A 13,923-nucleotide genomic window follows, 5' to 3' on the forward strand; every position below is an offset into this window, starting at 1 on the left:
AAGAAACTTATTCGATAGTTTTATATAATAGCCTATTCTTTGACTTTTTAAAAATAAAGTTCTTGCATTGCAGCAATGCTATTATCACAATACTATTTATGAAATTCCGTTGGTTTTTAAATATTTTTTTAAAAAAGTAATTGCATAGATTTTCGATATACTCTATATATTTGTTCATGCTCATTTATTGGATCTAGAATAATTATCATATGAAAAACCCTGGAGGGAGTTAACACCCTCCCCCCAAGGAATTTAATGTTTAAAGATTAAGCAAAAATCTTATTACCTGTAAAAGATCCTAAGAGATTTCCAATCTTTCCACCAATTTCTGATCCAATACCTGAAGCATTGACATACTTGCCGATGAAATTGCCTACCGTACTTCCAAGATATTCTCCACCCTTAGAAATAGTGTCCTTAAGTGAAGATTTAAAGGAATCAGATTTCTCATTATCACCCAACGATATTGGAAAAAGGTTAAAACCACCAGAAACCATATGTATTTCATTCATAGAAAGTTCACGCATTATTATTCTCCATTAAAATTTTATTATTATTATTATTACTATTATATTGTATTTAAATCTGTTTTAAGTATAATCGACCTCCTTTCCAATTGTTTCTGTTGTTATATTTCCTCCACTCAGGTATATGATACGTTCAGACATTGCTATAGTTGATGCGCGATGCGCTACAGCTATACGCGTTATACGCATTTCAGAAATTACTTCGTTAATTCTTTTTTCATTATCAACATCAAGATGACTCGTTGCTTCGTCAAGAAAAAGTATTCGAGGACGTCTATATAAAGCACGCGCCAAAACTACTCTCTGTTTTTGCCCTCCTGAGAGAATACTCCCCATATCTCCTACAAAGGATTCATATCCCATAGGCATCTGACGAATTTCATCTTCTATGGAAGCCATACGCGCACATTCTTCAATCCAACCTTGATCTGCTTTAGGATCAAAACCAGAGATATTATCTGCAAGAGTTCCTGCAAATAATCTATCTTCCTGCAAAACACAACTTATCATCTTACGATAGTTCGATAACCCAAGATCATTTATATCACGATCACCAAACAGTATTCTTCCTTCAGTTGGCTTCAATAACCCTGAAATACATTTCAGAAGAGTTGTCTTACCGCAACCAGATTGACCAACAATTACAATATTTTCTGCTTCAGAAATTGACAAGTTAATACATCGTAAAACATCTATTTCTCCATCGCCATAGCGCAATGAAAGATTTTCTACTTTTAAAGTATTCCCAGACATAAACGTAGAGCTTGGAGAAATTTCTGGTAAAGAAGATTCTATCTCAGGTTCAGATAAAGCAATATCTGAAAGCCTTTCTTTATGTAAACTCAGCATTTTCAGCTGAAAACTCATATCAATTAAACGACTAATCCGACTACTAAATTGTTCCTGATAAGCAGAAAATGCCATCAACATTCCCAGGCTTATTTCCTGAGAAACAACAAATTTTGCTCCTAACCATAACATGATGATTCGAGAAATTCCAAAAAGCAGGCTGTTAATAGTCTTAAAAAGAATATTGAGACGTTCAGTCTTCAAATGCGCATTAATAGACTCAATGAATGTATTCAACCATGCTGAAAGTCGACGATTTTCTAAAGAAAGCCCCTTGATACTAGATATCCCTCGTATTGTTTCCATAAAATGAGACTGCTCACGTGCGTCATAAACCAAAGTATCTTCGGTAGCTCTCCGATAAAGATGATGAAATGCAAGCCGTACTCCTGAAAAAAGAATTGCAGTTATAATCGAAAGAGCTGACAAAATAGGGCTATAAAATAGCATCATGACTAATATGCTAACACTCATGAGACCATCAATAACCGAGTTAATCGTATCGCTTGTTAACGTACTTTGTATAATCCGCAAAGATCCAAACCGTGATACGATATCTCCGACATGACGTTTTTCAAAAAAGCACATCGGAAGTTTCATTAAATGTAAAAACAAGCCTGCACGCCAATCTATAGCTAACCGTGTACTCAATACTAAACTGACTATTGAACGCATAATATCAATGAAAGCTTGCATAAATATCGTCAACAAAAGCCCAATTGCTACTACATTAATAAGTCCTAAATCCGCGCTAACTACAGCCTGATCTATAATCATCTGTAAACCCAAGGGTGAAAGAATTGCCATAACTTCAAGACAAAGAGCCATAGAGAACATCTTCAACAGTGCAATCTTAAATCCATTAATCCCTTTAAAAAGCTGAGAAACCGGAAATGTTTCAATTTCTGTTTTACGTTGGAATTGAGGACTTGGCCAAAGTTCCAATGCCACACCCGTAAAACTGCGATCCAATTCTTTTAATGTAACATGACGACGACCGATAGCAGGATCATGAATAATTGCACCTGTCTTCGTTACCCGATCCAATACTACAAAATGCCCTAAGTCCCAATGTAAGATACAGGGTTTCCTTAAAGCAGAAAGTTCTTCCAGTTCAAGACGAACTGCTCGTGTACACATAAAAAGCTTGGAAGAAATATCTATAATATCAGATAATGTCATCCCTTTAAGAGAAACATTAAAACGACGTCGTATCGTATTCAAATCAAATCGATGACCATAAAAACCTGCTACCATTGCCACACACGACAAACCACATTCTGATGCTTCATTTTGAAGGATCAAAGTCAATTTTTTTCTAAATCCAAAAAGAATAGGTCTTATAGTTTTCATGTGCGATCTCTTGAATCAAAATGATCGACTTTCAAGCTATATAAAGGTTCAAAAAACCATTCATATAAATAACGCGTATCAAGAAATATATCTGCATCTACTTCCATACCTGCACGTAATGGCTCAGCAGAACCATAAGCCATAATTTTTTCATTTTTAGGAGATACAGTAATCCTATACAATCCATTCCCTTCTGAGCTTGAAGGTATCTGTTCCATGCCAGTTGCAAAAACATCCCCAACACGTAATGTTACTCGAGAAAATCCAGAAACAGTCCCAGGATAAAGTCCAAATTTTTGATATGGAAAGGCTTTATAACGTAATAAAACTTTAGCTCCTTCATGTATAAAACCTATAATATTACTACCACCAAACAAATGAATTTCCATACGACTAGAAGCAGGCAGGATTGAAACAAGGGAAGTTCCACCCTTAACAAGCTGACCTGTCTTAACAAGCATTGCTGTTGCTGTACCATCGATTGGCGATACAACTTGGATACGTCTCTGTACTTCAGATTCTATTAATTCACGATCTATATTTAAAAGCTGTTTGCGTAATGTACTTATTGAGGATTCAGACTGACTATCAAAACTGACTATCTTACTGCTAACTTCTGATAGGTTTTTAGTGTTTTGAATTATCTGTTTCTGTAAAGATTCTAATTCTTGATTTGCTTGTAAAGCATCTCTCAGATGCTGTATTGCTTCTGTACGCTGAACTAATTTTCTGTCTAAAAGATGGTCAAATTCTTCTGAAAGGCTTTTCAGAATGTTCGATTTACGCTCTGCAATAGAAATTTGTCTATAAATCTGATTGGTTTCTTTTAATAAAGATTCTTTTAAATCTAATAGACCAGCCTTTGTTATTTTATCCTGAAAAATACGACGCTTAATTTCTTCTTCAATTTCTTTGCGTTGTAAATTCAAATTCCTAGAAATGTTAGCTTGGGTTTCTCCTAATTTAGTAACACTCTCAGAAGAAATAGTGTATAATGGCTGCCCTTTATGAATAATTTTTCCTTCTTCTACAGAAGTCTCAATGACACGCCCTTCTCGTGGAGCAAATACCCTGATAACTCCTTCAGAAGGAGTAACTAGTCCAGATACTTTAACACGTCTAGTATATTTTCCAAAAACAATAAAACTTCCAATAAAAATTAAAATTAATACAGAAAGTAATACTGTAATTTTCTCAAAGGTATCTCTATATTTTATAGTAATACCTATATTCTCATAATTTTTCCTTAAATATGAAATATTTCTATATAAAGGCGTTGGCATAATAAATTCTCTAAAAGGTTTTATTAAAATAATTACTTAATAATATTAACCTGAACTCTAGCATCCAAACGTAAAAACTATGTTGTTTGATTAATTAAATTCTTTAATATAGAAGAGTGGTTTCCTTACTCTCTACAACTAAAAAAAATAAAAAGTATGAATCCTATGTCATTTCATGCTTGAACAAGGAGAAAACCTCTCAACTTGCATAAAGACTGTTTTAAAATAACTCCAAGAAAGAAGTTCCATTAATCGCTTTAAAAAGAACTCTAAAATGCCTTCTATCTCTCTGAGAATGGACATAAATCTATGTTTAGTGCTAAAAACTAAAGAAATGACTGGTCTTTGTAAAAGAGCTTATATTTTATTGGGCAATTTCCATATACCTCATATTTAAAGCACAGAACACTTTACTAATATGAAAGAAAAGGTAATAAAGGCCCTTGTTTTGAAAAATTTATCAAAAACAAAAAACACAAAGGAAAAGTCGATTTTTTTCACTTCAGAGAGCAAAAAATATTCATGCTATGATAAATATTAAATAAGGTAATAATTGAAAATACTGAAACTTGTTTAATAATTTTCTTTAAGAAAAAACAATCAGAGAGGTCAATAATTATTACGTGTCTCTAGAACTTAAATCAGACCTTACTAAAACAAGTTTCTAAGAGTTTAATTTGTTCTCGTACGTTATTTTTTTTATTAGCAATCACAATCATTTCACTTTTATGATAAATCTCTCTATCAATCAACATTATACGTTTCTGAAGACGCAAGGAACGTTCAAGAAGGTTCTTAAATATAGGTGGTAAATCATCCCAGCCAGGAGAACAACGATTCGGTTTTAAAAGATCAAAACATACCTTCTTTTTCTCTGCTAAAACCTGCTCAAAAGACATTTCTTTATTGTTCAAGGCACGTTGCAATAATAACCAAGAAGCCATTTGCATTAAACGTGTTGTCAACCGTATAGACTCAGAAGTATATAACACTGATGCCTCATGCGATAATTTTTTTGCTAATTCTCGACCATCACCATCAAAATAGGAAGAAGTTTCTTCCACAAGATCCATACCTTCTGAATAAAGAACTTTTAATCGTATGGAGGTTACTCCCTTACTCATAAAACTAATAGCATTAAAACCATGATCAGACATAAGTTTCATCCTTATGATAGCAAAATTTAATCCATTGACTAACCAAAAAATTATAAAACTAAATTTAAAAACTTTGGTAGTCTGCTTGAATTAAGGATGACTTCTTTAGGTGAAAAGCACAAGCATTTTCTTAATGAAAGGTTAATTTTTAAACAAATGTTCTTTGAGTGCTTTATGTTCACAAAATAACCAAAAAATATACAAAAAGGACTTTTGATCAAACCATCATTAATCCGTGTAATTGTAATATGATAAAAATATATCTAGTGAACAATTCATAAAAAAATTAACAACTTTCCTCTAGTTCTTTTCTCCAACAACCCATCGTAGCTAAGCTATTCATGCGAGCACGATGAGCAAAAACATGTTGAGCATATTCCTTATTTTCCTCTTTTCCATGCCATACACGTAACACAGATTCCTGCAACGCACGTCCATAAGAAAAGGTTAATTTCCAAGGAAAATTTCCAATTGCATTCATAGCTGAAAGATGCTCTGTAGCCTTTTTTTCTGATTGTCCGCCTGAAAGAAATGCTATTCCTGGAACAGAAGAAGGTACTGTATTCTTTAAGACTTTTATTGTACGCTCCACAACTTCTTCAACTGAAGAGTTTTTAGATTTATTACCTGACATAACCATATTTGGCTTAAGAACCAAACTTTCAAAACGAACTCGCATACTGGATAATTCATTAAAAAGAACTCGCAAAACATATTCTGTTACTTCATTACAACGATCTATGCTATGATTTCCGTCCATAAGAACCTCAGGTTCAACGATTGGAACAATACCATTCTCCTGACAAAGAGCTGCATACCGAGCTAACGCATGCATATTGGCATTGACAACAGCACTACTCGGCAAACTATCTGAAATAAATATTACAGCACGCCATTTAGCAAAACAAATGCCTTTATCTCTATATTTTTTTAATCTTTCATCCAAATCATCTAAACCCTTTACAATCAATTCCCCTGGATAAAAAGGGAAAGATTTTGTACCATGATCTACCTTGATGCCTAAAAGAACCCCAGATGAATTAAGAAGATCAATAAAGGAAGTGCCATCAGAAGCTTTCTGAGAAAGAGTTTCTTCATACAGAATAACTCCTGAAATAAATTTCATAGCTTCTTTAGAACTAAATAACATCTCACGATAATCACGACGTAACATCTCTGTAGCGGTCAAACCAATCGTATCAAAACGTTTTTGTATTGTTGGATTAGATTCATCTGCTGCAAGAATACCCTTTCCTGCACTGACCATTATTTCTGCAATTTTTTCAAGTTTCTCTCTCATCTTCCCCTCCTAAAAACACTCCATGAGATGAGTGCGGTTTATAGAAAAACATTAAGAGATACTTATACCCAAGATAATCTCTTAATAACTCCTAATAAATATCAATAAAAACTTTTTTATCAAGAACAGGATAATGCAGCTATACCAGGTAATTTCTTTCCTTCCAAAAATTCAAAGAAAGCACCGCCTGCTGTAGAAATATATGTAAAAGAATCAACAACTCCTGCATAATTAAGAGCTGATAATGTATCCCCACCACCAGCAACTGAAATTACTCTACCTTCCTTTGTAAGTCTAGCTACATCACAAGCTATATCAATTGTTGCTCTATCAAAAGGCTCAACTTCAAAAGCTCCAAGAGGACCATTCCATATTAAAGTTTTAGAACTGGAAATAGCATTTTTGATATTTTCTGTTGTTGTCACACCAATATCTAAAATCATACAATCATCTGGAATAGCTTCTATAGGAACGTTATCGCTTTTAATCCCTTTTTTAAATTCTCGAGCAATAACAGCGTCTTGTGGTAAGATGAGCTCACAACACGCATTCTCTGCTTCAGCCATTATGCGATGCACAACATCAGAAAAATCTGCTTCACACAATGACCGACCTATTCTTACTCCTTGCGCCATCAGAAAAGTATTAGCCATAGCACCACCAATTACTAATTTATCAAATCTTTTTACCAGATTCATGAGTAAATTTATCTTTGTAGACACTTTAGAACCACCAATAATGGCAATAATTGGCCTATGAGCTGTATCCAGATATTTTTTAATCATATTAAGTTCTAGTTGCAGCGAACGACCAGTATAGGCAGGCAAAATAAGAGCCAAACCTTCCACAGAAGCATGAGCTCGATGTGAAACAGAAAATGCATCATTTACATAAATATCTCCATTAGATGCTAAAGCTTTTATAAAAGATGGATCATTGTCTTTTTCACCTTTATAAAAACGGATATTTTCTGTAAGAAGAATACCTCCATTTTGCAAAACTGTTATTGCTTCTGCCACCTGAGGGCCGATACAATCTTCTACAAAAAAAACATCGCGCCCCAATATTTCTTTGGCAACTGGAACTATGTTCCGTAATGAAGCTTCTCTTTCTCCATGATTCTCAGGACGGCCTAAATGAGATAATATTATAACCTTAGCACCCTTGTTAGCCAATTCAAGTATTGTAGAAACTGATCGTCTTATACGAGTAGAATCTATAACTTCTCCATTTTTAAAAGGAACATTCCAATCAACACGTAAAAGAACACGATAACCCTTAATATCCTGAAGATCATCAAGGGTTCTAAAATGATTGATCATATTACCTTGCATAGATAGAATAAAAACCTCTTATAAAAAAATCCAGATGACTCTGGATGAGTAATGAATACTCTGCTGTACCTTAATAGAAAAACTGGATTCAAACTCATATCCAACAATATTATATATCTTTTAAAAACTTCCCTATAGCTGCTGCTGTATCTAACATACGATTAGAAAACCCCCATTCATTATCATACCAAGCCATAACACGAACCAAGTCCTCATCAACAACTTTTGTCTGATCGGCTACGAATATAGATGAATGCGGATCATGATTGAAATCTACAGAAACTAACGGTTCAGTGACATAGGAAAGAATATTCTTTAATTGTCCTTCAGAAGCTATTTTGATAACTTCATTAATCTCCTCTTCTTTTACTTTCTTAACAAGAAGAATTTTTAAATCTATCACGGAAACATTAGGTGTAGGAACTCGAATAGCTGAACCAGCTAATTTCCCTTTCAGTTCTGGTAATACTAAACCGATAGCTTGAGCTGCACCTGTAGAAGTAGGTATCATAGACAATGCGGCGCTCCGCGATCTATAGAGATCTCTATGAGAAGAATCCAAAACAGGTTGATCACTCGTATAGGAATGAACTGTCGTCATGTATCCCTTTTTAATACCGAACTCTTTGTTTAGTGTATAAACGACAGGAGCCAAACAATTAGTTGTACAAGATGCATTTGAGATAACGATATCATCCTTTGTAAGAACATTATGATTTATACCATAAACAATCGTCTTATCAGCTCCTCCACAAGGAGCTGACACCAACACACGTTTAGAGCCATTAGACAAATGCGCTAATGCTTTTTCTCTACTTGCAAAGGCGCCTGTACATTCCATAACAACATCAATGCCATCCCACGGAAGCTGTTTTGGATCACGAATAGCCGTTACTTTTATCGGACCAAAACCAACATCAATAACATCTCCTGAAACTTTCACCTTTCTCTGAAATGTTCCATGAACAGAATCATATCGAATTAAATGACCATTTGCTTCTATCGAACCAAGATCATTAATCGCAACAATTTCAATATCTTTATTCCCTGATTCAACAAAAGTACGAAGTATTGCTCTCCCAATACGACCAAACCCATTTATAGCAACTTTAACAGCCATATTTCCTTATCCTAAACTTTTAAAACAATTTATTATATATAAGTTATATAGACTCTACATCATCATTAAACACATGATGCAAGCATCTTTTCTGCAGCAGCTACCACAGCTGCAGAGGTAATACCAAAATATTGGTAAAGCTCTTCGCAAGGACCTGAAGCTCCAAAACCTTTCATACCAACAAAAACACCATCAGTGCCAAGGAAAACATCCCAAGCCTGCTTTAATCCTGCCTCAACAGCAATTTTAACAGGAGATGTACCGATAATTTCCTTTTTATAGGAATCTTCCTGTTCAAAAAAAAGTTCAAAACAAGGTACTGATACAACACGTGTAAGAATATTACGTGCAGTCAATAATTTACAAGCATCAAGAGCTATCTTTACTTCAGATCCAGAAGCAAAAATAGTGACCTGTGCATCAACTGCAGTAACAAGTTCATAAGCGCCATAAGAACAACAATTCTTTTCTTCATACTGAAGACGCACAAAAGGAAGGTTTTGCCGTGATAAAGCGATCCCTGAAGGACGTTTTTTTCTTTGATTGCAACTTGCCAACATTCCAAAGTTTCCACAGAATCAGCTGGTCTAAACATCAAAAGATTTGGAATTGCTCTCAAAGCAGCCATATGTTCAACTGGCTGATGTGTAGGGCCATCCTCACCAAGACCAATAGAATCATGCGTTAACACATGAATAACTCTAATCCCCATCAAAGCCGCAAGCCTAATTGCTGGTCGACTATAGTCAGAAAAAACTAAAAAAGTCCCTGAATACGGAATCAAGCCTCCATGCAATGTTATTCCATTCATTGCAGCAGACATACCATGCTCACGCACACCATAATGCAAATAACGCCCAGAAAAATCACATGCTGTAATAGATCTTGTTTGACTGGTTTTAGTATTATTAGAACCTGTGAGATCTGCTGATCCTCCTATGGTCTCAGGAAGACAATCATTTATTATTTCTAATGCGTTTTCTGATGCCTTACGCGTAGGAATCTCTGGCCTGATCTCAAATAACTTCCTTTTATATTTATCAATTTCTCTATCTAAAGTATCAGGAAGATCACCTGCAAAGCGACGCATAAATTCAGAACGAATCTCTGAACTGACAGAATAAAGATTCTTTTCCCATTCTTCACGTATATGAGTAGAGCGTGAACCAGAGAAACGCCATTCCTCAAGAATATCATCGGGAATACAAAAGGGCTCTGCATCCCAATGCAATACTTTACGAGTAGAACTTAACTCCTCTTTTCCAAGTGGAGAACCATGAACCTTATTAGTTCCTGCTTTAGAAGGTGCACCAAAACCAATGATGGTTTTACAATCAATCATTGTAGGTTTATCAGAAAGACGAGCTTTCTCTAAAGCCAATATAATCTCTTCAGCATTATGTCCATTTACTGCAAGCACATTCCAACCAGCAGCACAAAATCGTGCACCCTGATCAGTAGAATCTGCTAGAGAAACGGGCCCATCAATAGAAATAGAATTATTATCCCACAAAACAATCAATTTATTAAGTTGCAGATGTCCCGCTAATGAAATAGCTTCATGACTAATTCCTTCCATCAAACAACCATCACCAGCAATTACATATGTATAGTGATGTATTAATTCTTTACCAAACTCATCTCGTAATTTACGTTCAGCAATCGCCATTCCAACAGCATTTGCAAGACCTTGACCCAGAGGACCAGTCGTCGTTTCAATACCAGAAGCATGACCATACTCAGGATGTCCTGCTGCTTTCGATTTGATTGTACGAAAATTCTTTATGTCCTCAATCGTCATGTCTTCATAACCCAATAGGTAAAGCAACGAATAAAGCAACATAGAACCATGACCGGCTGATAAAACAAATCGATCACGATTTGGCCACAACGGCTTTTTAGGATCAAAAATCATAAATTGAGTAAAAAGAACAGTAGCAATATCTGCTACGCCCATTGGCAGTCCTGGATGCCCAGAATTTACCCTTTCTATCGCTTCTATTGATAATAACCGTATAGCATTAGCCATATTATTATGTTTTTCAAGATAAATCATTGTAAATTCTCTTTCTAGAGAAGTTCTTACGAACTTTAATATCTAAACGCTACGGAGACCTTTATTATTAAAATAGTATATAACCAAACAAAAAGGTTAACTGTAATAAAGTCTACAACTCAGTTTATATGTAATACACCATTTTTTTAGATTATGGTAATTTTTAGCACTGTTTTTTAACAAGTCACATTTTTGTAGAAGTAAAAAAGAATTAATTTTAAAAATTTTTTATGCTTATCACAAAAATTTGTTTATGGTGCCTAAATAAAATATTTCTATGCGTCACCCATTATGAGTTGTTTAGATCCTCGAATGCCTTTAGAGATGGAGAATTTCAGTGAACCTGTTTCCTACAGAAAAGAAAATTGATATTAATCAGGCAATTGATGAATTAAAGCAAGCGCTTGGCCTATTAGAGAATGCAACTGACGTACAGTCCCAGTTTAAAGAAGAACGTAGTCAAATAGAAAAAGAGGTACGACGAATCCATGCAGATCGTTCACGTCTGGCTCAAGCACTTGATCAATCTGAGTTTCGAGCTAATCGTCTTGAAGAAATAAATCGTGAGGTATCAAGACGATTAGTAACAGCGATGGAAACAATTCGTGCTGTTTTAGATCGCTAAATTGCTAAAAAGGTATCCAGCGTGGCACAAGTAACAGTTAATATAAATGGGAAAAACTACAAAATTACTTGCGAAACAGATCAAGAAGAACGTCTTGTTGATTTAGCAACAAATTTTGACCGATATGTTAGCCACTTACATAAAAAATTTGGTAACATCGGGGATGTGCGTTTAATGGTAATGGCAGGCGTTATGATTATAGACGAAATGACAGAGCTCTCTGTGCGTTTAGAAAAAACTCAGCTGGAACTAGAAACCCTACGTAATAACTATACTGGAGTCCAGAAGAAAGAAGAAGACCTTGTTATAGCATTACAAGATATTACAACCCGTATACGAAACATTGCAATAACTTTGAATAATAATCCATATATAGGCACAGATTAATTTTAAAATAAACTATAAATAGCTGGAATTCAAAAAATTCATCTATATAATTAGAGTTACAACCTGCCCTTCATGACAGGAAAACCAAAATCCTTGGGGCTATAACAATCCTAAGGAGGCTGTCCCTGTTTAAGCTCGTGGGCTTTAATATATGGCTTCCACCTATTTTTTAGGCGCCCAGGATTAATTTATCCATCGGTTGGTGCGGGTTGTACATTTTTTAAATCTAAATATTATTGAGATGGTTAAAAAGTTATGAAATTAATCCCACGTGTTTTAATTATAAAACACTGCTTAATAGGCAATTTTAATTTCTGAAGTATCTTATATTACAAATAGTAATTGCATAAAACATTTATTAAGATTTTCTTTTTTTAAATAAATAAACTCTTGGAATAATTATTATAATTTAATCATTTTTAGGGTTATGACAGTTTACAATGGGTATGCCCTTATCATCTTCGAGTTAACTAGCTACAAGGATTTGCTAATGACCCCAAAAGAATATAAGGCTGCATTACGAAAAGAAAGGCTTATAATCCGTGATGTACTTTCTTCTGAAGAACATCGAGAGAAGAGTGTTGCTATAGCAGTTCATGGGGAAAAAAGCATAAAATTTAACTCTGGAGAAGTTATTGCAGCATTCCATCCGATCCGCTCTGAAGTCAACGTAATCCTGCTGGTTGAAAAACTAAGACAAAAAGGTGCTGTATTATGCTTACCTGTTATTAATAGAAATAGCCTCATTTTTCGACAATACAACGAAGGAGCAATCCTCATCGGTACTGGTTTTGGAACACGAGGCCCAAAATCAAATGCCCCAATACTGAATCCAAAAATTATACTTATGCCACTTGCTGCTTTTGATTCTAAAGGGAACCGTATAGGATACGGTGCCGGATATTATGACACTACTGTTGCTGAAGTACGTTATAAAGGTCAAGATCCATATCTAATAGGGATTGCCTTTGATGTACAGGAAGTCTCTTTTGTTCCAGCTGAACCCACTGATATCCGTCTCCATGCCGTACTGACGGAGAGCGGTCTTAAATATTTTCATTAAAGAGTACTACAAATGAGGCTTCTTTTTCTTGGTGATATGGTCGGAAGAACAGGACGATCTATTGTACATAAAACTGTTCCACGTCTTATTCAAAATCTTAAACTCGATTTTGTTATTGTTAATGGTGAAAATAGTGCTGGCGGCTTTGGTATCACTGAAAAGATTTTTCTTGAAACTATAAACTCTGGCGTTGATGTAATGACCACTGGGAATCATGTTTGGGATCAAAAGGAAGCAATTATATTTTCACAACGCCATAATCGATTTTTACGTCCTGCAAATTATCCTTCTGGTACTCCTGGATACAGTTCCGGTCTTTATTCTGCCAGAAACGGAGCGCGGGTTCTTGTAACGAATATTATGGGACGCGTTTTTATGAATCCTATATTAGACGATCCTTTCAAAACAGCAGAGACAATATTAAAAGATTGTCCTTTAAAAGAACAAGCAGATGTTATAGTTTTTGATTTTCATGCAGAAGCTACAAGTGAAAAACAATGTTTTGCTCATTTCGTTGATGGACGTGTCAGTCTCGTAGTAGGGACACATACTCATGTTCCTACTGCTGACTTTCAAATTCTTGATAACGGCACTGGATATATTTCAGATGTAGGAATGTGTGGAGATTATAATTCTTCTATTGGATTAGATAAGGAAGAACCTCTTAATCGATTTATTTCTCAAATCCCCCATAACAAGTTTACGGTTGCTGAAGGACCAGCAACTTTATGTGGTATTTGTGCTGAAATTTCTGATGTCACAGGATTAACTGAAAAGATTGCTCCTTTACGTATTGGCGCACGACTTTCTGAAACTTTACCAACTTTTTGGACATAAATGAAGCGTGACTCTTTATAAAAGAGAATATT

Annotated in this window: 11 protein-coding genes, 1 other RNA gene and 1 pseudogene; 5 read left to right on the forward strand and 8 right to left on the reverse strand. The window is 34.9% G+C overall.

Annotated features, from left to right (window positions below):
• Positions 1–266 precede the first annotated feature (266 nt).
• From B488_RS05900 to tkt, 8 genes and pseudogenes are all read right to left on the reverse strand, one after another.
• Positions 267–527 carry a hypothetical protein gene (locus B488_RS05900; RefSeq protein ID WP_015273628.1) on the reverse strand — a complete coding sequence of 87 codons (261 nt, stop codon included), beginning with the start codon at positions 525–527 and terminating at the stop codon, positions 267–269.
• A 63-nt stretch (positions 528–590) separates the two neighbouring features.
• Complete coding sequence (locus B488_RS05905) at positions 591–2,729, reverse strand: peptidase domain-containing ABC transporter (RefSeq protein ID WP_015273629.1); 2,139 nt, start codon at positions 2,727–2,729, stop codon at positions 591–593.
• The gene (locus B488_RS05910; protein WP_015273630.1) at positions 2,726–4,012 is read right to left on the reverse strand and encodes an HlyD family secretion protein; all 1,287 of its coding nucleotides are present in this window, start codon (positions 4,010–4,012) and stop codon (positions 2,726–2,728) included. The genes B488_RS05905 and B488_RS05910 overlap by 4 nt, the downstream gene beginning before the upstream one ends.
• 641 nt (positions 4,013–4,653) lie before the next feature.
• Complete coding sequence (locus tag B488_RS05915; protein ID WP_015273632.1) at positions 4,654–5,169, reverse strand: DUF1465 family protein; 516 nt, start codon at positions 5,167–5,169, stop codon at positions 4,654–4,656.
• Between the two features lie 286 nt (positions 5,170–5,455).
• Positions 5,456–6,469, reverse strand: a complete 1,014-nt coding sequence (locus B488_RS05920) for a class I fructose-bisphosphate aldolase (RefSeq protein ID WP_015273633.1) — start codon at positions 6,467–6,469, stop codon at positions 5,456–5,458.
• A 119-nt stretch (positions 6,470–6,588) separates the two neighbouring features.
• Positions 6,589–7,788 carry a phosphoglycerate kinase gene (locus B488_RS05925; RefSeq protein ID WP_144049243.1) on the reverse strand — a complete coding sequence of 400 codons (1,200 nt, stop codon included), beginning with the start codon at positions 7,786–7,788 and terminating at the stop codon, positions 6,589–6,591.
• A 124-nt stretch (positions 7,789–7,912) separates the two neighbouring features.
• Entirely contained in the window at positions 7,913–8,923 is a 1,011-nt protein-coding gene (gene gap / locus B488_RS05930; RefSeq protein ID WP_015273635.1) for a type I glyceraldehyde-3-phosphate dehydrogenase, read from the reverse strand.
• A 65-nt stretch (positions 8,924–8,988) separates the two neighbouring features.
• Positions 8,989–10,979: pseudogene (tkt, locus tag B488_RS05935) on the reverse strand (transketolase).
• A gap of 343 nt (positions 10,980–11,322) precedes the next feature.
• On the opposite strand from tkt, the gene B488_RS05940 reads away from it, so the two are divergent.
• The 5 genes from B488_RS05940 (at position 11,323) to B488_RS05955 (ending at position 13,891) form a co-directional block, all read left to right on the forward strand.
• Positions 11,323–11,604 carry a DUF4164 domain-containing protein gene (locus B488_RS05940; protein WP_041771179.1) on the forward strand — a complete coding sequence of 94 codons (282 nt, stop codon included), beginning with the start codon at positions 11,323–11,325 and terminating at the stop codon, positions 11,602–11,604.
• A 21-nt stretch (positions 11,605–11,625) separates the two neighbouring features.
• The gene (locus B488_RS05945; RefSeq protein WP_015273638.1) at positions 11,626–11,991 is read left to right on the forward strand and encodes a cell division protein ZapA; all 366 of its coding nucleotides are present in this window, start codon (positions 11,626–11,628) and stop codon (positions 11,989–11,991) included.
• 57 nt (positions 11,992–12,048) lie between these two features.
• Positions 12,049–12,206, forward strand: a non-coding RNA gene (gene ssrS, locus B488_RS07050) — 6S RNA.
• Positions 12,207–12,481: 275 nt separating this feature from the next.
• The gene (locus B488_RS05950) at positions 12,482–13,054 is read left to right on the forward strand and encodes a 5-formyltetrahydrofolate cyclo-ligase (protein WP_015273639.1); all 573 of its coding nucleotides are present in this window, start codon (positions 12,482–12,484) and stop codon (positions 13,052–13,054) included.
• Between the two features lie 12 nt (positions 13,055–13,066).
• Complete coding sequence (locus B488_RS05955; RefSeq protein ID WP_015273640.1) at positions 13,067–13,891, forward strand: TIGR00282 family metallophosphoesterase; 825 nt, start codon at positions 13,067–13,069, stop codon at positions 13,889–13,891.
• Positions 13,892–13,923 lie beyond the last annotated feature (32 nt).

The organism is Liberibacter crescens BT-1 (assembly GCF_000325745.1).
Classification (GTDB): Bacteria; Pseudomonadota; Alphaproteobacteria; order Rhizobiales; family Rhizobiaceae; genus Liberibacter; species Liberibacter crescens.

Excerpts from the sequence above, each read along its gene's own strand:
- B488_RS05950 (WP_015273639.1), top strand. The coding sequence starts at position 12,482 with ATGACCCCAAAAGAATATAAGGCTGCATTACGAAAAGAAAGGCTTATA.
- gap (WP_015273635.1), bottom strand. The coding sequence starts at position 8,923 with ATGGCTGTTAAAGTTGCTATAAATGGGTTTGGTCGTATTGGGAGAGCA.
- B488_RS05955 (WP_015273640.1), top strand. The coding sequence starts at position 13,067 with ATGAGGCTTCTTTTTCTTGGTGATATGGTCGGAAGAACAGGACGATCT.
- B488_RS05910 (WP_015273630.1), bottom strand. The coding sequence starts at position 4,012 with ATGCCAACGCCTTTATATAGAAATATTTCATATTTAAGGAAAAATTAT.
- B488_RS05915 (WP_015273632.1), bottom strand. The coding sequence starts at position 5,169 with ATGTCTGATCATGGTTTTAATGCTATTAGTTTTATGAGTAAGGGAGTA.
- B488_RS05920 (WP_015273633.1), bottom strand. The coding sequence starts at position 6,469 with ATGAGAGAGAAACTTGAAAAAATTGCAGAAATAATGGTCAGTGCAGGA.
- B488_RS05900 (WP_015273628.1), bottom strand. The coding sequence starts at position 527 with ATGCGTGAACTTTCTATGAATGAAATACATATGGTTTCTGGTGGTTTT.
- B488_RS05905 (WP_015273629.1), bottom strand. The coding sequence starts at position 2,729 with ATGAAAACTATAAGACCTATTCTTTTTGGATTTAGAAAAAAATTGACT.